13 protein-coding genes and 2 other annotated features are annotated in these 20,829 nt (G+C 46.8%); of the genes, 12 read left to right on the forward strand and 1 reads right to left on the reverse strand.

What is annotated here, in order from left to right; translation table 11 throughout:
• The first annotated feature begins 299 nt into the window (after nt 1-299).
• The 11 genes from ytxC (at nt 300) to REC12_RS00665 (ending at nt 15,583) form a co-directional block, all read left to right on the forward strand.
• Nucleotides 300-1,169, forward strand: a complete 870-nt coding sequence (ytxC, locus tag REC12_RS00615) for a sporulation protein YtxC (RefSeq protein ID WP_308891579.1) — start codon at nt 300-302, stop codon at nt 1,167-1,169.
• Between the two features lie 88 nt (nt 1,170-1,257).
• Nucleotides 1,258-1,473: a binding site (T-box leader), on the forward strand.
• A gap of 48 nt (nt 1,474-1,521) precedes the next feature.
• Nucleotides 1,522-3,447, forward strand: coding sequence for a threonine--tRNA ligase (gene thrS, locus REC12_RS00620; protein WP_308891581.1), 1,926 nt, complete (start codon nt 1,522-1,524; stop codon nt 3,445-3,447).
• A gap of 205 nt (nt 3,448-3,652) precedes the next feature.
• Nucleotides 3,653-3,783 (forward strand) — a sequence feature (ribosomal protein L20 leader region).
• A 28-nt stretch (nt 3,784-3,811) separates the two neighbouring features.
• A complete protein-coding gene (gene infC / locus REC12_RS00625; RefSeq protein WP_308891606.1) occupies nt 3,812-4,327 on the forward strand; it encodes a translation initiation factor IF-3 in 516 nt (171 codons plus the stop codon).
• A 21-nt stretch (nt 4,328-4,348) separates the two neighbouring features.
• Complete coding sequence (rpmI, locus tag REC12_RS00630; protein WP_308891584.1) at nt 4,349-4,546, forward strand: 50S ribosomal protein L35; 198 nt, start codon at nt 4,349-4,351, stop codon at nt 4,544-4,546.
• Between the two features lie 27 nt (nt 4,547-4,573).
• A complete protein-coding gene (gene rplT, locus REC12_RS00635; RefSeq protein ID WP_308891586.1) occupies nt 4,574-4,933 on the forward strand; it encodes a 50S ribosomal protein L20 in 360 nt (119 codons plus the stop codon).
• 142 nt (nt 4,934-5,075) lie between these two features.
• Complete coding sequence (locus tag REC12_RS00640; RefSeq protein ID WP_308891588.1) at nt 5,076-5,870, forward strand: TrmH family RNA methyltransferase; 795 nt, start codon at nt 5,076-5,078, stop codon at nt 5,868-5,870.
• A gap of 435 nt (nt 5,871-6,305) precedes the next feature.
• Complete coding sequence (pheS, locus tag REC12_RS00645) at nt 6,306-7,328, forward strand: phenylalanine--tRNA ligase subunit alpha (RefSeq protein ID WP_308891608.1); 1,023 nt, start codon at nt 6,306-6,308, stop codon at nt 7,326-7,328.
• A 12-nt stretch (nt 7,329-7,340) separates the two neighbouring features.
• Complete coding sequence (gene pheT / locus REC12_RS00650; RefSeq protein WP_308891590.1) at nt 7,341-9,746, forward strand: phenylalanine--tRNA ligase subunit beta; 2,406 nt, start codon at nt 7,341-7,343, stop codon at nt 9,744-9,746.
• A gap of 43 nt (nt 9,747-9,789) precedes the next feature.
• Nucleotides 9,790-10,047: a cell division protein ZapA gene (locus tag REC12_RS00655; protein WP_308891592.1), complete on the forward strand. Its 258-nt coding sequence runs from the start codon at nt 9,790-9,792 to the stop codon at nt 10,045-10,047.
• A 503-nt stretch (nt 10,048-10,550) separates the two neighbouring features.
• Nucleotides 10,551-13,112: a U32 family peptidase gene (locus REC12_RS00660; protein ID WP_308891595.1), complete on the forward strand. Its 2,562-nt coding sequence runs from the start codon at nt 10,551-10,553 to the stop codon at nt 13,110-13,112.
• A gap of 107 nt (nt 13,113-13,219) precedes the next feature.
• Nucleotides 13,220-15,583: an endonuclease MutS2 gene (locus REC12_RS00665; RefSeq protein WP_308891597.1), complete on the forward strand. Its 2,364-nt coding sequence runs from the start codon at nt 13,220-13,222 to the stop codon at nt 15,581-15,583.
• Between the two features lie 154 nt (nt 15,584-15,737).
• Here REC12_RS00665 and REC12_RS00670 read toward each other — a convergent pair whose 3' ends face one another.
• Nucleotides 15,738-18,383 (reverse strand): transglycosylase domain-containing protein, encoded by a 2,646-nt coding sequence (locus tag REC12_RS00670; protein WP_308891599.1) that lies wholly within the window; start codon nt 18,381-18,383, stop codon nt 15,738-15,740.
• A gap of 659 nt (nt 18,384-19,042) precedes the next feature.
• Between REC12_RS00670 and tyrS the strand changes: the two genes are divergently transcribed.
• Nucleotides 19,043-20,308: a tyrosine--tRNA ligase gene (gene tyrS / locus REC12_RS00675; protein WP_308891601.1), complete on the forward strand. Its 1,266-nt coding sequence runs from the start codon at nt 19,043-19,045 to the stop codon at nt 20,306-20,308.
• The last annotated feature ends 521 nt before the right edge of the window (nt 20,309-20,829 follow it).

Here is a 20,829-nt window from a genome sequence, read left to right on the forward strand (position 1 = left end):
TATTTTAATCCCCAAATATAACTCTCAAGGGTAGACTTTTCGCTGACATGAAGGCAACTGGATGGTTCCTTAGACAAAGCTTGATGTCAGCTAAGTTTTCCGTATGGCCTTCTGATTAAAATATTTAATTGAGGGGAAACGGCAAAACAGATTTGGAGAATAGGAATGTAATTTATTGGAAATATTATGGAGTGTCCATTGCATTTTCAAAAAATATTTGTATAGAAAATGCTAACAGGGTTGGTCCAGCTGAAATATGACTTTAACAGGGTCATATACTTTAGTATGGAGGGGTGCCAGTGGAACATTCCGTGCGGTTAGGTACGCAAAAATACCATAAGAGCATATGCGAATGCTTACGTGAATTGAGTAAACAAGAACAACTTCCTGTGCAAATTATTGAACAGCAACAAGGAAAACGTTGGCTTATTCACTGTAAGTTTTTAAATACTTCTCCTGAGAGCGAAAACGAAGAGGTGCTGGAGAAAATCCAGCGCTATTATCTGGCGAATGCTTTAGCCGAAACGATTCTGCTTCATTGGGAGAAGGAACATGTTCGCTATATCATCAAGAAAAATAATTATTTATTAGACGACAATGGACAAACGATTCTAAAAAAGGCTTTGGAATATTTGAATAAAGGTCTAGCCCAAGACCGCGCTTATCGAGTGAACCGCAAGACAAAGCTGGTAGCACAAATTTTAAGTTGTTTAGACCATTCTTTAATTTTTGACATCGAAGGTTTTCTAAGCTTTCGAGCGCAGGAATATAAACGCGATGTCAGCAAAGCTGTAGAATTTGCTATTGAAGAGTACGTTGTGGAGAAGGAATACTTGGAATTCATACAATTGTTGAAGCATTTTGTAGATAATCAAACTCCCCAGCTTGAGTCTCTTCACGTCGGAATGACTTCGAAGGGCAAATTTTATCTCTTTAATAACGAAGGAGATGACGTAACTCACGATTACCTGGCAGATTATCAATTGGATAATTTGCATGAGCTAGGTTATGAGGATCTTCTTGTAAGTGCCCTGATCGCTGTAGCTCCCCGCCACATAACCTTGCACATCCGCTATAATGGGTTCATGGATACTCTGCAGACGATTCGCAATGTTTTTGGGAGTCGCGTGCAAGACTGTAATGGCTGTTCTTTATGTGAGGATTTTTGACAAAATAGCAAGGTTTTTGTATAATAAAGACAATGAACGATCATAAATTGCTTAAGGCAAACTTTTTTGGATTTTAAAATTTTTTAGGTTTAAAGCGTTGAGAGGGAGAGTACCTTGTTCTTGAGTGCAAGAGAAGGAATGCCTTGGCTGTAAGCATTCTTCACGAAGGTTCAGGAGAAGACCACCCTTGAGTACAAAGCTGAAATTAAGTAAGCTTTGTCGTTTCCCGCGTTAAGGGAATCGAGTGAAAAGGTTTAATCTTTTCAATTGGGTGGAACCACGGGAGCAGACTCTCGTCCCTTTGCCGGGACGAGGGTTTTTTACGTTACAAAATTTGTTGGGAGTGATAAAAATGGTTCAAGTGACATTAAAAGATGGTTCAATTCGCGAAGTTGAAAAAGGGACGACGCTGGCTGGTTTGGCTGCTTCCATTTCACGCGGCTTAGCAAAAGCGGCTGTTGCAGGTAAAGTGAATGACAAGCTGAAAGATCTTTCTTATCCGCTTACGGAAAATGCGGCAGTGGAGATTGTGACCCTTGACAGTGAGGAAGGACTGGAGGTCCTCCGGCATTCAACGTCCCATTTAATGGCTCAGGCGGTTGAAAACTTGTTTCCTGGGACAAAGTTTGGTATAGGGCCGGCGATTGCTAAGGGATTTTATTATGATTTTGATTCTGAGCACGTTTTTACCCCGGAGGATTTGGAGAAAATTGAGAAGGAAATGAGCAGACTCGCTAAGGAAAGTTACACCTATGAACGTAAGGAAATTTCCCGCTCTGAGGCCTTAAATTATTTTGGAGAGCGCGGCGAAGGGTATAAAGTCGAACTTATCGAAGGGCTGCCTGAAGATGCCACGATTTCTATGTATACTCAGGGCAGTTTTACGGACCTTTGTGCGGGTCCGCATATTCCTTCGACGTCGATTATTAAGGCCTTTAAATTAATGAGCTTGGCAGGTGCTTACTGGCGAGGCAATGAAAAAAATAAAATGCTGCAGCGTATTTACGGTACGGTTTTTGCTAAAGCGGCAGATCTTGAGGACTATCTGTTCAAATTGGAGGAAGCGAAACGTCGTGATCATCGCAAGCTGGGTCTGGAGCTTGATCTTTTCAGTCTTCATGATGAAGGCCCAGGGTTCCCTTTCTTCCATCCCAAAGGAATGGTTTTGCGCAATGCCCTTGAGGATTTCTGGCGTCAGGAACATCGCAAACGAGGTTATCAGGAAATTAAGACTCCTATTATCCTCAATCGCTCTATGTGGGAACAATCGGGACACTGGGATCACTACAAGGAAAATATGTATTTCACCAAGATTGACGAACAGGATTATGCCGTTAAGCCGATGAATTGCCCGGGCGGTATGATTATGTACAGAACCAAATTGCGCAGCTATCGGGATTTGCCTCTGCGAGTCGGAGAACTGGGACTTGTTCATCGCCATGAACTTTCGGGAGCCCTTCATGGTCTGCTGCGGGTCAGAAACTTTACTCAGGATGATGCGCATATCTTTATGCTTCCGTCTCAAATTAAAGAAGAGCTTCTTGGAGTTATGGAGCTGGTGGATACCTTCTACAAAGTGTTCGGTTTTGAATATCACGTGGAGCTGTCTACTCGCCCCGAAGATTCCATGGGTTCTGATGAAGATTGGGAAACCGCGACTCGGGCCCTCCAAGAGGCGCTTGAGGAAAGAGGCTTAGAGTATAAGATAAATGAAGGTGACGGAGCTTTTTACGGACCTAAGATCGATTTTCACGTCAAGGATTGCCTCGATCGAACCTGGCAATGCGGGACTATCCAACTTGATTTCCAAATGCCGGAGAAATTTGATTTGACCTATATTGGAGAAGATGGACAGAAGCACCGGCCGGTCATGATTCACCGCGTAATTTATGGAAGCATTGAACGATTCATTGCCCTCCTGACAGAACATTATGCCGGAGCTTTTCCGGTCTGGCTGGCGCCTATTCAGGTCCGTATTCTACCTATTAGCGAGCGGCATCAGGAATACGCCAGAGTGTTGGTTTCGCGTCTCAATGAATTAGATATACGAGTTGAGACAGACGAGCGCAAGGAAAAAATCGGCTATAAAATCCGGGAGGCTCAAACTGAGAAAATTCCTTATACTTTAGTTGTCGGAGATCAGGAAGCTGAGTCTGACACGGTGGCGGTACGCCGCTATGGTCAAGGAGATGCCGGGGAAAAAATGACGGTGGCTGAGTTCATTAATCTTATCCAAGCTGATATTAAAAGCAAGAAACTGTTGAACGTCCGCGGTTAATAAAAGAAAGCCAGGTACTCTGCCGCTATGATTTAAGCAGTGTACCTGTCCCTCTATTGCTGAATAATTTATTGAGGAGCAGGAATCTAACCAAGCTGTTGATGTTTAATGAATATTAGTGTGTGATATCTTTAGGAAATTGACAATATTATTGTTTAATATCTTTAGCAAGTTGACAAAGTTTGTGAGTTGATATAAAATATTCGATGTCAAGTAGAAGCCATCCGCTTCTCACCTTACGGCATAAGTCGTCAAGGTATCTTCTGGTCCTGGGCTAAATATGCGCTCATGATTGTTTAGAAGACGGGTGGTATTCATCCGTCTTTTTAATTTTGTGCCGAGATTTAAATGGGGGTGGTTTCTTATTAGCAAGGACTTAAGACTCAATGACGAAATCCGGGTTAGGGATGTCCGTCTTGTTGGGGAAGAAGGAGAACAACTTGGAATTATGGCGGTTCGGGATGCCTTGAGCCTAGCAGTCGAGAAGTCTTTAGATCTCGTGGAGATCGCGCCGACGGCCAAGCCGCCGGTCTGTAAACTGATGGATTATGGCAAGTACAAGTACGAGCAAGCGAAGCGAGATAAAGAGGCTCGCAAAAAGCAAAAGAGCATGGAAATTAAAGAAGTTAAATTGCGTCCCAATATTGAGGACCATGACTTTGAGACCAAAGCCCGTAACGCCCAGCGGTTTTTGACCGAAGGAGATAAGGTGAAGGTTACTATCATGTTTCGCGGGCGGGAAGTTACCCACCCCGAGCTTGGAAAAACGCTTTGCCTGAGGCTTGCCGAATTTTGCAAAGCAGAGTCTAGCATAGAGCGCGAACCGAAACTTGAGGGGCGCAATATGATTATGATTTTAGCTTCTGTTAAACATGACTAATACCGAGAGGGGGATACTCAAATGCCTAAAATGAAAACTCACCGTGGCGCGGCTAAGCGCTTCAAGAAAACCGGAACAGGTAAAGTTGTCCGCATGCATGGTTTTACGAGCCACATTTTGGAGAAAAAGTCGCCGAAGAGAAAGCGGAGCTTACGCCAATCAGTGGTTATGAACAAATCTGATGTTAAACGAATTAAGAATTTGATCGCTTATCTATAACGTTGCAGTTAAAAGGAGGTTTTTGGGATGGCCCGTGTAAAAAAAGGCATAACTAAGCATCAGCGACATAAAAAGATATTAAAATTGGCGAAGGGTTATCGCGGAGCAAAAAGCAAGCTTTTCCGTCCTGCGAATGAACAAGTTTTAAAAGCCTTAGCCTATTCTTATGCCCATAGAAAAGACAAGAAAGCAAACTTCCGTAAGCTTTGGATTGCCAGAATTAATGCAGCCGCTCGTATGAATGGTATTTCTTACAGTCGGCTGATGAATGGCTTGAAGAAAGCCGGCGTCACAGTTAACCGTAAAATGTTGGCAGAACTGGCGATCAGCGATGCCGCGGCGTTTACCGAGATTACAAATGTCGCCAAGGTTCAAATTAACGGCTAATTAGCGAAGGTTAAGAGGATGCAAGGGCATCCTCTTTTTATACAGACAGGCAGAAAGTATAATTTTGTTTACCTGCTTTTTGCCGGCACCATGCGACTAGGCAGCTCTTTATTTTCCATCATTGCCTCAGGGAGGTGATCATGTGCTCGAATCCGTACATAATGAACAGGTCAAATTTGTTGCTTCTTTGCAGCGGCGCAAAGTGCGGGAAGAGACTCGATTGTACGTTATTGAAGGACGGCGGTTCGTTGAAGATGCTGTTCTCAGAAATGCTCCGATCGAGAAAGTATACCTGAACTTAAAACGAGAACAAACTGGCTGGCAATCCTTGCTTGCAGAGCTAAAAAAGCGCAATATTCCCTTTGCAGAAGCGGACGAGCGGGTTTTGCGCAAAATGAGTGCAACGGAGGAACCGCAAGGAATTTTAGCCGTTGTGCGCCAAATAAAGCATACTTGGGCTGATGTCCATATCGACAGAGGATCTGTATTATTGATTTTAGACGGAATTCAAGATCCGGGCAATTTAGGCACAATTCTTCGCACTGCCCTGGCAGCCGGAGTTCGTCACGTCTGTTTGACCTCGGGGACGGTCGACGTGTATAATCCCAAGGTTTTGCGCAGTACTATGGGGGCACTCTTTTCTTTAGTTCTCCTCACGGGGGTATCTCCGGCGGATGTTATGCTTTTTTGTCAGGAACAAGGGCTGCGAGTATTTACGGGAGATACGGAAGGGCAGCTGCTTTATCGCACAGATTTCTCCAAAGGCCCCGTAGCTTTAGTCGTGGGGAATGAAGGGAACGGACCTTCAGTGACGTTTCGCAACGCCGATGTTCAAAGAGTCACGGTTCCTATGGCGCGTGAGGTGGAATCGCTCAATGTGGCCATTGCTGCGGGCATCCTGCTCTATGAAACAGTGAGGCAGAGGGATTTCTTGTAATCCGCCAGGGTGCTATGCTATAATTACATGGATTATATTAATAAATTAAATTTTCCTTTAAACAATGCGATGATCGGGTTAAAAGGAGTCCTTCTTTACAGGGAGGCAGGCCCTTGACTGTAAGCCTGCTAAGAAAGCATCCTCCTCTTAATAAGAGGTTAAAGTTCGCCCGGGAGTGGCCTTCTGATTTGTAGGCAGGCCCGGCTTCCACCGTTATCAGGAGCACAAGTGTGGCAGAAAGAGCCAAATCAGGGTGGTACCGCGAGAGAATGACGCTCGTCCCTTTTAGGGATTGAGCGTTTTTTACATTTAATCAGGCGGTTGGGACTTGGTCCAGTGAGCTGGGTGCTTAGCAGGATCTTAGATGATGGATCATTGTTTTAACGGAGACAGCAGCTTGCCCGGGAAGTTCAGAATATGGAAAGGATGGTTGACTTGAAGAAAGAAATACTTCGCATCGGAGAAGAGGCCTTGCGTGAATTGCAGGAACTCGATAAGTCGGAAGCGCTCCAGGAACTTAAAGTGAAAGTGCTTGGCAAGAAAGGATCGTTAACCGCATTACTTCGTCAAATGGGCAGCTTAAGCCCTGAGGAGCGGCCGCTTATGGGGCAGGTGGTCAACGAAATGCGCAGCCGTTTAGAAAAGGCTTGGGATGAGCGCGGCGCAGAGCTGGAGGCCATAGCCTTAGAAAAGCGTCTGGCTGCGGAGCGGATTGACATTACTTTGCCGGGCAGTCGGGTGGACCGTGGGCATTACCATCCCTTAACCCAGGTTGTCGAGGAGATTGAAGATATTTTTTTAGGCATGGGTTTTCAGATTGCTGAGGGACCGGAAATTGAGTCGGATTATTATAATTTCGAAGCCCTTAACCTACCGAAAGATCATCCGGCCCGGGAAATGCAGGACTCTTTTTATATCACGGACGAGATATTATTGCGTACTCAGACTTCGCCTGTGCAGATTCGGACCATGGAAAAGCTGCGCCCCCATCTTCCGGTAAAAATCATTGCCCCCGGAACGGTTTACCGCAACGATGACGATGCTACCCATTCCCCAATGTTTCACCAGGTTGAGGGGCTTGTAGTCGATCGGGGGATTCGCATGTCGGATCTGAAAGGAATTCTTTTGAATTTCTCGCGCCAGATGTTCGGAGAAACACGGGAGATCCGCTTGCGGCCCAGTTTTTTCCCGTTTACGGAGCCCAGCGCTGAGGTCGATGTTTCCTGCATGCTTTGTGGTGGAGCGGGATGCCGCCTCTGTAAGGGAACAGGATGGATCGAAATCTTAGGCTCAGGGATGGTTCACCCTAAGGTATTGGAAATGGGAGGGTACAATCCTAAGGACGTCACGGGTTTTGCTTTCGGCATGGGCGTAGAGAGAATTGCCATGCTTAAATTCGGTATAGAAGACATGAGGCTTTTGTTTGACAATGATTTGCGCTTCTTGCAGCAGTTTTAAGGGGGAAAGACCATGAAAGTCAGTATGGAATGGCTGCGTGAACTGGTGGATGTCCGGCAAAGCGCAGAAGAATTAGCAGAGACCTTAACCCGGGGCGGGATAGAGGTAGAGAGTGTCGAGAACCTTAATAAAGGCTTTGAAAAGGTGGTTATTGGGGAAATCAAATCCCTGACTAAACATCCTGACGCGGATAGGCTGTGGGTTTGTGGTATCAACGCAGGTCAAGAGGAGGTAACGATCGTCACAGGCGCCCAGAATTTACTGGTTGGGGACCGAATTCCTGTGGCTATGATAGGCGCCACCCTACCCAATGACTTATCCATTCGCAAGTCCAAATTGAGAGGAGTTGCCTCACAGGGTATGCTGTGCTCACGTGAAGAACTTCTGCTCGATGAAACCGTGGGTTTGGAGCGCAGTGAGGGAGGCATTTTAATCTTGCCGGCAGGGGCGCCGGTCGGGGAGAATTTTGGCAAATATTTAGGACGTGAAGACAGTGTTTTGGATTTAGAGCTCTATCCGAATCGTCCGGATTGTTTGGCAATGGTCAATGTCGCCCGTGAAGTTGCTTCGCTTACCGGAAAGCAACCTCATTTGCCGAAATGGGTCGATGCGGAAAGTGAACTATTACTGCCCGTTGCCGAGGATTTTCAGATTATCCTTGAAGAGGAAGATCTTTGCCGGCGCTATGCGGGCCTGGTCGTCGAGGATGTTCACATTGCTCCTTCGCCGGAGTGGATGCAGCGAAGACTGAAAGCGGCAGGAGTTCGTCCGATCAGCAATATTGTTGATATAACCAACTACTGTATGCTGGAAATGGGGCAGCCTTTGCATGCCTTTGACCGGGATAAAATCGCAGGAAACATTCACGTTCGCAGCGCTAAGGCCGGAGAAAAGGTTGTCACTCTGGACGGAGCCGAACGAGCCCTTCAGGCGGATACCCTGCTCATCGCCGATGATCATAAAGCCCTGGCAGTAGCAGGTGTCATGGGTGGCTTGGACAGTGAGGTAACGGAGGATACGAAACGTTTGCTGGTCGAGTCCGCGCATTTCGCCGGGGTCAGTATTCGGCGAACAAGCCGCCGCTTAGGACTCAGGTCTGAAGCTTCGAACCGCTATGAGAAGGGGGTCAACCCTTATGGCTGTGTTGCTGCTTTAGGCCGCGTTTGTGATTTGTTGCTGGAATTGGGGGCTGGACGTCCGGTGGCTTTTCTGGATGAGCTTAAAACTCTCCCCCCACGCCGCCAAATTAAGCTTTCGGTTCAGCACACTGCTGATGTCTTAGGTGTGGAGTTAAAGGATTCGGAGATTCGGAGAGTTTTAGATGATTTAAATTTCGTGTATCAGGAAGAAGAGGGAATCTTTGACGTGGAGATTCCCACGTATCGGGCGGATCTGGAGATTGAGGAAGACCTCATGGAAGAAGTTGCCCGCTTGACAGGATATGACCGTATTCCCACAACCTTGCCGCAAGGGGATCAGACTCAGGGAAGCAGAACCGCTGAACAGGAGTTTCGCCGCCGGCTGCGTAAAGTGCTTGTTCAATCCGGAATGGACGAAGTCATGACTTATACCTTTACGGGTGCGGCGAGGGATGCCAAGTGGGGAAGTGTCGAACATTCGATTCCCCTGCTTAACCCCTTGCGGGAAGAGCTCAGCGTAATGCGCACTTCGCTTGTGCCCGGACTTCTGGAAGTTGCCTCTAAAAACCTTGCCCGGCGCAACACAGAGGTCAGCATTTTTGAGGTTGGGACAACGTATTGGGGTGAAGAGAAGCCCTTGCGTCAACTTCCCCGTGAGGTGCTGCGGGTAGCTGGGGTAGCTGTCGGAAAAAGCGGCAGACATTGGCTTAAACCGGCGGTAAATTACGATTTCTATTATGTTAAAGGAATTTTGGAAGAGATAGCCCGGGAGTTCGGACTGAAGCTGGACTATCGGCTGCCTGACAATCGCCCGCTCTTACATCCCGGACGTTCAGCGGATGTCTACCTCCGCAACGAATGTATCGGTTTCCTGGGAGAGATGCATCCTGCGGAAGAAAAGGAATGGGCACTGGAGCGGGCAGTGTTATTCGAATTAGACGTAGCCGGGATGTTCACCCATAAGCGGCCGGTCGTACGTGCCCAATCTATTCCGCGTTTTCCGGCGATTAATCGCGACCTGGCTGTCGTAGTGCCTTTGGAAACCTCGGCAGAGGCTGTGATGGCTAAGATTCGCAAGCTCGGAGGAGAGTTGCTGCAGAAGGTGGAAATATTTGATGTCTATACCGGGAAGTCTATTCCTGAAGGCCGTAAAAGTCTTGCTTTTTCCTTGAAGTATCAGTCCTTGGAACGCACTTTGACCGATGAAGAAGTAAATATCTTGAATTCGCGCATTTTAGAGGGAATTCAGCAGGAATTTGACGCCGAATGGCGAAAATAGAAAGCAATTCAGCAAAGTAGCACGAAGAGAGCGAGGGAAAATTGTGACACAGGAATCTGTCAAAATTGCCGTTGAGATTTTTGGAGAAAAGCATGTGGTTCGCGGTGAAGGTACTGCAGCGTATATTCAGAGTCTGGCCCATGAAGTAGACAAAAAGATGCGTTTAATTTCTCAACGGCTTCCTCGCTTAGGCGTTCACCAAGTTGCAATTTTAACGGCGCTGAATTTGGCAGACGACCTTGCTAAACTGCGGGAAGAGCAAGAAACCTTAATGCAACTGTTGGGCGAAAAAACAGAGTGATATGGAGCTGGTAAAATTGAGACCCTGATCCGGGCATAAATACCCAATGGGCAATTTAAAACTGGAAGGCTATAAAGAAGACTTGATTCAGGTGGAGTTTTAACTTCATCTGAATCTTAGTCGCCCTTATCCAGGGACTTAGTCGCTCTTAACTCACCGCTTGCAGAAGCGGAGTCTTAGAGCGGATTAGTCAGCGGATAAAAAAATGAGGTGCACTGCTTGGTGTACCTCATAACTATTTTGTGCTGGGAATAATTGTTTACCTTTATCCAGCCCTATTGCTAAAGCTACAAATTGTACATCTCTACTGTAAACAATTATAATAAGAATGTTGAGGGAATAAAGAAGACTTGATTCAGGTGGAGTTTTAACTCCATCTGAATCTTAGTCGCCCTTATCCAGGGACTTAGCCGCTCTTAACTCATCGCTTGCAGAAGCGAGAGTCTTAGAGCGGATTAGTCATCGGATAAACAAGATATTGAGGGTTGGAGCGTAATAAGTTAATGGAAATTCGAGAGGATTTGTTAAAGCAAAAGAAGTCACGCCCCCTGGAGCTTTTGGCGCCTGCAGGGAGTTTTGAAGCCTTTAAGGCAGCGGTGGAAAACGGTGCCGATGCTGTCTACCTGGGAGGAAAGAGCTTTAGTGCCCGGGCCAGTGCTGCCAATTTCGATTTAGACGAGCTGCGCAAGGCAGTTCGCTATGCTCATGAACGGCAAGTTAAAGTCTATGTGACGGTTAATATATTAATCGCAGATCAGGAATTCGGAGAATTGCTGGATTATCTTTACGCTTTGCATGAGATCAGAGTCGATGCCGTAATTTTACAGGATTTAGGGGTTGCCGGGCTCATTCAGGCGGTTCTGCCGGAATTAGAAACCCATGCCAGCACGCAGATGACTATAAATACCACGTGGGGTGTTCAGCATTTGGAAACCCTCGGCTTTGCTCGGGTCGTGCTGGCTAGGGAAACCTCGGCTGCCGAAATAGAAACTTTGGCTGAAAACACACCGTTAGATCTAGAAGTCTTTGTTCATGGTGCTCTTTGTGTGTGTTATTCCGGGCAGTGTTTGATGTCAAGCTTTATCGGAGGGCGGAGCGGTAACCGTGGTACCTGTGCGCAGCCTTGCCGGATGACCTACCAGCTTGTCAATCAAGACCAGGAAAACTTGCTGGCCGGAAAAAGTTTAGGCGAACATTTACTAAGTCCCAAAGACTTGAATTTAGCCGAAGATTTGACAGAGTTAAAACGTATTGGTGTTCACTCTTTGAAAGTTGAAGGCCGAATGAAACGACCGGAATACGTGGCCACGGTAATCCGGCTTTACAAGCAGGCGATTGAGCGAATTGAAAGTCGGCCCGAGGGAGCTCCGTTACTTACCCCGGAAGAGCATCAAGAATTATTGCAGATTTTCAACCGCGATTTTACACGGGGCTATTGGCAGGAAAATCCCGGCGCCGACCTCATGAGCTATAGTCGCCCGAACAATAGGGGGACGCGTTTGGGACGTGTGGTTCGCTTCGATTCAGGTCGCTTAGCCCTCAAATTAGAGGCGGTCTTAAATCCCGGAGATGGAATTGAATTGTGGACAGGACGGGGAAGAGAAGGGGTTACCGCAGGTGAAATCCGGAAAGATAAGAATCAGGTTAATAAGGGTTTGCCCGGGGAAACTGTAGAGATAGACTTCAGCGGATCAGCTCATCCGGGAGATCGGGTATTTAAGACCAATGATGCCAGATTAATGGAAAAAGCCCGTGAAAGTTTCCAGGAGGGCAAGGAACAGCGTAAACGTTCTCTGAAGATGTCCTTAAGCGGTCGTATTGGTGATAAAATGTCTTTGGAAGTCGCGGAAGGTGAACGAAAGGTTAGGGTGAATTCCTCCAATCCGGCTCAAAAAGCCTTGAAACGGCCCTTAACCTGGGATTATGCTTATCAGCAGCTGGGACGGCTGGGTACCACGCCTTTTTGGCTGGATAGGCTGGACTTAGATGTCGAGGAAGGTCTTATGCTGCCGGTAAGCGATCTCAATGAAATGCGTCGGCTGGCGGTGGAAGAATTGCTTCTGGAGGCAACGCAACAAACTGTTGAGCGTTCTGTTTACCGCCAAAGAGTCGTTCGCTGGAGGGAGCGGCAGGAGCAAGAGCGTTCAGCTTCTAAAGCACCGCTGATTTCTCAAGTCTCTGTGGCTGTAAGCGATCCCGAAACCCTCCGGGCAGCTCTAAAGTCAGGTGCCAAACGGGTGTTGATCGCTGGAGAACACTGGCGCTCACGACACGGTTTCCAATTGGACGAGATTCGCTCGGGGTTTGAAACTTGCCGGAAGCAAGGAGCTGATTGCAGCTGGAGACTGCCGCGTGTTCTAAATGAAGCCCAAAGTGCCGGCCTTTTGACAGACCTGCGCAAGGCGGCTCTTTGGCCGGATAAACCTAAACTTATGATAGCAAATCTCGGAGAACTTGAAATGATGCGTTCTGTGGATGGTGAATGGCCATTCGAGACGGATTATTCCTTAAACGTTTTTAATGAAGCCACGCTTGCCCAGCTATTGCGCACAGGAGCACAAGCGGTAACCTTATCCCCCGAATTACATCATGAACAACTAGCTCCTTTAGCAAAATGGGGAAGAACAGAATACTTGGTTTTTGGAGATCTGGAGATGATGGTCAGCGAATATTGTCCTGTAGGTTCGACCTTGGGTGGAAAACAGGGAGACCGCTGCGCCGGCATATGTCGCAAAGAACCTCATTATCTAAGAGATCGTCTGCGTTATGATTTTCCAATCGAAATGGATTTGGAATGCCGGATGCACTTGTTTAATGTCAAGCTTCTCAATTTATACGAAGAATTGCCTCAAATCAAGCGTATGGGCGTTTCCAACATTCGCTTGCAGCTAACGCGCCAATCTCCTGAACAAGTGCGTCAGATTGTAAGAATTTTTCTGGAGGCATGGGATGGCCTGCAGCTCGGAAAAAGGGCCTTATGGACTCCGGATGAAGGAATGGCGGAGCTGAGTGCTCTCTTTCCCCAAGGCTTTACGAAAGGGCATTTTTTTCGGGGAGTATTATAAATAATTTTTAAGACAGTAGTATCATCTCAGCGTCAAGTTTGGAGCAACTGGGAAGGGAGATACGAGCTGACAATCAGGGATTGTTTTTATGACTACGAGGAGGAACTATGGGAATCGAAGATAAAGTATTAATCAAACTGGATTTTCCCAAGGTATTGGCACGCTTGGCCGAATATTGCCTTCTTCCGAGGGCCAAGGAATTGGCCGGGGAGTTAACGCCGAAGGTTGATTGGGAGGCTGTACGGTTAGGCCTCCAAGAGACGGATGAAGGAAAAAATCTTTTGCGCGGAAACCCTCTCTTTTCTGTTCGTGGCGCCAAAGAGATACGCCCCTATCTTGAGCGCTGCCTGCGCGGAGGGATAATCCATGGCGAGGAGCTCCTGGAAATACGGGAAACCTTGCTGGTGGGGCGAAAGCTTAAACAACAGTTTCAGGAATCCCAAGAAGATTTCCCCAGACTCTGGGAGCTCACGCTCGCTATTGAACCGCAAAAAGGTCTGGAAGATGAGATTTCGCGCTGTATTGCGGAGGATGGAAGCGTTGCGGACAATGCTTCTTCCGAATTGGCAGAATTGCGGCGTGCCATCCACCGTTTGCAAAATCGCATCCGTGAGACCTTGGAAGGGACTTTGCGCAATCCCGCTTATCAAAAAATGCTGCAAGATCCCATCATCACACAGCGTTCGGATCGTTATGTTATTCCAATAAAGCAGGAATATCGCACAGTTTTCCCGGGTATTGTTCATGACCAATCGGCGAGCGGAGCAACTTTGTTTATCGAACCTACGCCTGTCGTTTACTTAGGGAATGAACTGCGCGAAGTCATTTTAAAAGAACAGCGCGAGGTTCAGCGTATTCTGCAGACGCTTTCTTTTCAGGTGGAAGCTCGGGCGGAAGCGATTGCCGAGTTGCACGAATCTCTGGCGAAACTGGATCTCGTGGCAGCCAAAGCTCATTTGAGTGTGGCAATGAACGCGGGGGCTCCGGAATTGGTTTCAGGTCAGCAATTAAAACTTGTGCAAGCCAGGCATCCTTTGATTGAAGGTACCGTTGTTCCGCTTTCCGTTGAATTGGGGATCGAGTTTGATACTTTGGTTATTACCGGGCCTAATACCGGAGGGAAAACGGTGGCTTTAAAGGTTATTGGTTTAATGGCGGCCATGACACAGTCAGGTTTGCATATTCCTGCGGAAAGTGATTCGCGTATGGGAGTCTTTACCCAGATTTTTGCGGACATCGGAGATGAGCAAAGTGTTGAGCAGTCTCTTAGCACCTTTTCCGGTCATATGAAAAATATTGTGGAAATCATTGAAAGGTCCGATGAGCGTTCTTTAGTTTTGCTCGACGAAGTGGGGGCAGGGACAGATCCGACGGAGGGAGCGGCACTGGCTATGGGCATTCTTGCGGAATTGCATGCACGGGGGTGCCGGACAGTCTCCACGACGCATTATGGAGCCTTAAAAACTTTTGCCTACGAAACGCCGCGTGTGAAAAATGCCTCCGTGGAATTTGATACGGAGACGTTGCGCCCCACGTACCGCTTATTGATCGGTATTCCCGGCAAGAGCAACGCTTTTACAATCGCCGGAAGATTGGGGCTAAGCGAGCAAGTCCTTGAGCGGGCTAATACCTTTGTGACAGAACGGGAAATGCAGGTTGCCGATCTGATTGAGAATCTGGGAGAAACTCATCGGGAAATCGAGCTGGAAAAACAAAAGGCGGAATCCGGGCGCCAGGCTGTAGAACAGCAAACAAAGGCTTTGGAGGAAAAGTCGCAGCGTTTGGATGAAGATTACGAACTTATAATGTCTTTAGCAAAAGAAGAGGCCAATGAGCTTGTGCGGGCGGCCAAACGTGAAGCGGATGCTATCATTGCCGAGCTTAAAGAAGCGCTTAAAAAAGAGAACAAACAACAACAAGATATTGAAAAGGCCCGCCAGGGATTCCACAAAATCTCTGCTAAACTCGAAAAAAGCCGATCGCTTCAACAGAGCGGCGGGGGATTAACAATGGACCAGCTTAAGCTGGGACAGACGGTACAGATGACGAAACTGAAACAGAAAGGGCAAATTCTGAAACTGCCCAATGCCAATGGTGAAGTTCTCGTACAAGCAGGGATTATGAAAGTAATGGTGCCGCTGGCGGAATTAAAATTGGCTCGGGAAGAGAAGATGACGCCGCCGAAAGCTTCCCGGAAAGCGAATCTGGGTTTGCAAAAAGCAGAGGAAATTAGAAGTGAAATTGACCTGCGGGGCATGCTGGTTGAAGAAGGAACGGAAGTGCTGGACAAATATCTGGATGACGCCGTTCTGGGTGGAGTCGGGTTGATCTATGTGATTCACGGCAAAGGAACAGGTGCCATGAGAGCGGGAATTCAGGATTTTCTCAGAGGGCATCCGCATGTCCGGAGTTTTAGACTTGGAGAGTACGGAGAGGGAGACAGCGGGGTCACGGTTGTTGAATTAAAATAGCAAAAAAGGGTGTAACAACGTTTGAAGTATGTTACACCCTTTTTATTTTGGAGTTGCTGAAGGTTACATAACCTTCAGCAACTTAGTTTTGGAGCACGGGTAATTTTAAATGGAATCAAACTGTGCCCTGTTTTTTAAAACTTGAAACGGAAAGTCAATCTGTTATCGTCAATTTAACACTTCCTGAAGGCGGCCCGACTCCTGAGCCGTTGCGGTTTTGGAAAGCCGCAGAGAAGACATAATCCCCGGGAATGGGAGGCTTGCCGTTTTCGGCGAGGGAGATAGAAATGGACGTTGTTTTGGAGTTGGAAGCATTAATTGCAAAGCTTTCCACAGTGGCCTGGCCGGAACGCTGCAAGTAAAAAACCGTTGAGTCGTGGATATTGTCAGCTGGGACCGTCATAGGGATAACGGCGGTGTAGGTTTTTGGATCATAAGTCACATGACCGAGGGTTGGCGTGGGAAGAGTAGGGTCCACTTGAGAGTTATTGGTGTCCGGGGGAGCTTGGCTGTTCGAATCAGGCTCAGTTGAAGGCTCAGGCGCCAATTCGGTTGGCGGCTTGTACGGAGCTTCACTGGGTGGCCAGGTCCAAGAGGGGTCGCGATTCGGTAAATTTAAGAAGGTTTTCGTGATGACGTTTTTGGTTTTGCTGTTTGCCAACATGTTCGGATGGTCAGCGTCGACATCCTTCTGCACCCAAACGTCGCTGACACGAGTGGGAAGATCCCCTTGAGCCGCGATTTCAGTGGAAATAAATGCCGAGGGAGTCAGGCTGCTTGGGAGGAGCCCGGATTTTGTATCAAAGTTTCCGCTTACAATGCCGGCAGGCTCTTTAAACTCTGTTTGAACAGGGAGTTCCTGAAGAGCGACAGTCATGACCTTTTTCCAAATTTGAGCCGGGTAACTGCCGCCATAAACATTCCGCAAATAATGTTGCCCGTCCGGGTCGGAGTCGTACCCCATCCAGACGATTCCGGTGATATTGGGGGTATATCCGGCAAACCAGGCGTCAGGATTGCCGGATTTATTGCCATATTTCACGGGGTCTAAGGATGTGGTTCCGGTCTTGCCGGCAATAGCCCAGTTGCCGATCTGAGCGCTGTAAGCCGTACCGTCGGTGACTACGCTTCGCAGCATGTTGTTTATGATATAGGCGGTTGTTTCCTTCATAACACGGTTTTTTAAGATTTTCGGTGTAATAAGCGGGTTGTCTTTGGAATCGTTAACTTTAACGATGGCATGGGTTGTCACACTGACACCGTTGTTGGCGTAAACGCCGTAGGCTGAAGCCATATCTAAGGTTGAGACTTCCGGAGTACCCAGCGCCAGGCTTAAAACGCGGTCTTTGTCTTCCAAGGGGAGGCCTAAATTGTCTTTGCCAAATTTCCAGCCGTAATCTATCCCGATGAGATTTAATAGTTTAACGGCATAGACATTGACCGAGTCTTCCAGGGCATAACGCATCGTAATTAAACCCTTCCACCCTTTGTCGATGGTATCAAAATCGGTGGGCGCCCAGACCTGGCCATTTCCTCCATTGTAACTTACCGGCATATCGTCGAGTACAGTTCCGGGGAAATACCCGCCTTTCTCGATGGCGGGCCCATAAACGACTAGAGGCTTGATCGTCGATCCGGGTTGCCGCTTCGACTGCCAGGCTCGGTTTAACCCGCGTGTCGTGTATTCCCGCCCTCCGACCATCGCCAGAATTCCGCCGGAGGTTGGATCAATTACTGTCATAGCGCCTTGGATTTCCGTCTTGTCGATTCCTTTGGGAAAATTAGAGGGGTCGGCAAAGGCATCTTCGGCAGCGCTCTGAATTTTTGTGTCAATCGTTGTGTAAATCTTTAAGCCGCCACTATAAATTTGATCTGGAGTTAAGTTATAAGCTGTCTCCAATTCTTCCACAACATAATCGACAAAATAAGGATATTTGTAGCTGGCCGCGGATACCGTTGTTTTTTGAGCTCCGCCCAGTTGATTCTTCATGGTATCCACATAAGTAAAGGGAGCATCTTTATACTGATTGTACTGGCTGGCTGTGATAAGCCCGGCATCTTTCATGACTCCGAGGACGATGTTGCGGCGATTTTTAGCCGCATCAGGATGTACGTAAGGGTTGTATTGGCTCGGGGCTTGGGGTAATCCTGCCAGGAGCGCTATTTGGTCCGGTGTAAGATCCTTAAGATCTTCACCGAAATATGTTTTGGCTGCTGCCTGAATGCCAAAGGATGATTCACCTAAGAAAATTTTGTTGAGGTAAAATGTAAGAATCTCATCTTTCGTGTATTCGTGTTCGAGCTGCAAGGCCAGGACCGCTTCCTGAATTTTACGGGTTAGTGTTTTGGCGGTAGGATCTTCAATGAAGGCATTTCTGGCAAGCTGAACAGTGATGGTGCTGGCACCTTCTTTGGCACTTCCTGAGCGCAGGTCATTGAGTGCAGAGCCAATGATTCGAATAGGATCAATTCCGAAATGCTGATAGAAACGTTTGTCTTCAACCGCCACGAAGGTCTTTTTAACCAGGTCGGGAATCTGCGCGGATTCTACAACCTGACGGTTAACAACTCCATGTAATTGAGCAATTTGTATGTTGTTCTTGTCATAGACATAGGAAGTTTGCTGTTGATCGCTTAAAGAGCTGGGATCCCATTTGGGGGTTTGCGCCGCAGCGATACCCACAAAGATTCCTCCGCCGATGACCGCTAAGATAATGAGACTCACAATGGACAAGCTAACGATGCGAAGCTTCGATGACCGTTTACGACGCGGCCTCGTAGATTTTCGGGATGATGGCATACTTGAACCTCCTCTAATAAATATGAGGCTTGTGCTGTGTGGTATAATTCCTTGAATTATACCACACTTCTGCAATTCTAAGAAAATCCTTATTCTGCCTTGAAGGTAAACAGCGAATTTTGACCGGTTGCGGGCAGAGCGGAGACAGGGTATAATACTAAATAACATAACATATATTCATAATGAGAATGGTATGATTGAGAAGGAGCTTAGCGGAAGGTCAAGAGAGTCGGTGCCGGGTGCAAACCGATCCGGAAGCTAAGGGTTACGCCTCAAGACTAGAGTTAAAAGCTCTCGGTGTGGCGCCGTTAACGCTATAGAGCTGGATGCCTGTATTAAACCAAAGAACAGGCATTAATGTGGGTGGTACCGCGGAAGTGTTTTTTCGTCCCTCAACTTTAAGTTGAGGGATTTATTAATTTAAGCTCACCTTAGAAGAAGTTCTATAGGAATAATTAATAACAAGTTCCGTTATACACCGCCGCGACATTTATCCGACTAATCTGCTCTAAGACTCCCGCTTCGGCAAGCGGTGAGTTAAGAGCGGCTAAGTCCCTGGATAAGTGCGACTAAGGTTCAGATGGAGTTAAAACTCCGCCTGAATCAAGTCTTCTTTATCCTCAAATAGCTACGATTAAAAGTATATGGAGGTATTCGCTATGGATTTATTTCAGGATTTAAAAGACCGAGGCCTTATTTATCAGCATACAGACGAGCAAGCTCTTCGCAAACGTCTGGATTCCGGTCCTATCACCTTATATTGTGGATTTGACCCTACCGCTGATAGTCTGCACATAGGGAGCTTGCTGCCTATTTTGATTCTGAAGCGCTTTCAATTGGCTGGACATAAGCCTATTGCTTTGGTTGGCGGAGGAACTGGCTTGATCGGGGACCCAAGCGGTAAAGTCTCCGAGAGAGTACTTAATCCTAAAGAGATTGTGGAGCAGTGGGCTGGGAAGATTAAAAATCAGCTTAGTCATTTTTTGGATTTTGAAAGAGAGGAAAATCCCGCAATAATAGCTAACAATTACGATTGGTTAGGATCTCTTCAGGTCATAGAATTTTTGCGGGATGTTGGTAAGAATTTCCCCTTGGGTGCTATGTTGGCTAAGGATTCTGTTGAGACAAGGATGAGCAAAGGAATATCCTACACGGAATTCAGTTATATGATTCTGCAATCCTATGACTTTATGAAACTTAATGAACTGTATGGCTGCGAAATGCAAGTAGGCGGAAGTGACCAATGGGGAAATATTACGGCAGGGATCGAGTTGATTCGCCGTACCTCTGTTGACCAGGCAAAAGAAGTACATGGTTTGACAATACCTCTCGTTACCAAAAGTGATGGTGTGAAATTTGGGAAAACAGAAAGCGGAGCGGTTTGGTTAGATTCTCAAAAGACCTCTCCGTATAAATTCTATCAGTTTTGGCTCAATACGGATGATCGTGACGTTGTTAAATTCCTGAAATATTTCACGTTTATGTCCATCGCAGAAATTGCTGTTTTAGCTGAAGGAGTTGAAAAAGAACCTGAGAAGAGGAAAGCTCAGCGGGCATTGGCTACGGAGGTTACCAAACTGGTTCATGGACAAAAAGCGCTTGAACGGGCTGAAAAAATAACCGGCGCTCTCTTCGGAGGAGGATTAAAGGATCTTTCTGCGTCGGAGATTGAAGAAGGATTTAGCGATGTACCCTCTGCCACGCTGGACAGCCCTGAGATTGGGTTTGTTGACTTATTGGTGCAAGCAGGCGTGGTCACTTCGAAGCGCCAGGCCAGGGAGGCGATCGAGAATGGGGCGATCTACATTAATGACTTGCGCTGTTCCGACCTGGAAACATCCGTGCCTCAATTAGAGCGCTTGGGTGGCCAGTATCTTGTTGTACGGCGGGGAAAGAAAAATTATTATCTTATTAAATTCAAGTGATACGGTTTAATTAGGTCTGGCGAATGAGAGATTAATTTGCGCATACTCAAATCACTAAATTATGGAACTGTGGATTTTTCTGCAGTTCCATTACTTATGCTTGCAAAGCAACTATTATTTATGATAATAGTTGTATTTACGTCCTAAAACAGCAAGGTATAGCTGATTAGCGATAGAAAATATTTCCTTTTAACAAAGAACAACAACAATCGTTAAAAAAGCTGTTGACAAGACAAAAATCAAATGTTAATATATCTAAGTGCCACACAACAAAACGCCAAGCGCAAACACGCTTAAGCTGATGAAATCAGGAACAAGTTATTCTAGTATTGACATCACTGAATTGTAATGTTAAAATACAGTTCCTGCCAAAGTAAAGTGGCAAGATAATCTATGGTCTTTGAAAACTAAACAACAAGGACAGCCAATGAGAGGGACTCGCAAGAGTTCCAAAAAGAATCATGAAATCATGAGCAAGATATCAACTTCTACTGAAGAAGTGAAATAGCTTTTTTGGAGAG

Origin of the sequence: Candidatus Desulfosporosinus nitrosoreducens, assembly GCF_030954495.1 — a bacterium.
Classification (GTDB): Bacteria; Bacillota; Desulfitobacteriia; order Desulfitobacteriales; family Desulfitobacteriaceae; genus Desulfosporosinus; species Desulfosporosinus nitrosoreducens.

Bases quoted from the DNA above. Each gene is read 5' to 3' on its own strand.
- pheT (WP_308891590.1), top strand. From the start codon at position 7,341: ATGAAAGTCAGTATGGAATGGCTGCGTGAACTGGTGGATGTCCGGCAA.
- REC12_RS00670 (WP_308891599.1), bottom strand. From the start codon at position 18,383: ATGCCATCATCCCGAAAATCTACGAGGCCGCGTCGTAAACGGTCATCG.
- REC12_RS00665 (WP_308891597.1), top strand. From the start codon at position 13,220: ATGGGAATCGAAGATAAAGTATTAATCAAACTGGATTTTCCCAAGGTA.
- rpmI (WP_308891584.1), top strand. From the start codon at position 4,349: ATGCCTAAAATGAAAACTCACCGTGGCGCGGCTAAGCGCTTCAAGAAA.
- REC12_RS00660 (WP_308891595.1), top strand. From the start codon at position 10,551: ATGGAAATTCGAGAGGATTTGTTAAAGCAAAAGAAGTCACGCCCCCTG.
- tyrS (WP_308891601.1), top strand. From the start codon at position 19,043: ATGGATTTATTTCAGGATTTAAAAGACCGAGGCCTTATTTATCAGCAT.
- rplT (WP_308891586.1), top strand. From the start codon at position 4,574: ATGGCCCGTGTAAAAAAAGGCATAACTAAGCATCAGCGACATAAAAAG.
- thrS (WP_308891581.1), top strand. From the start codon at position 1,522: ATGGTTCAAGTGACATTAAAAGATGGTTCAATTCGCGAAGTTGAAAAA.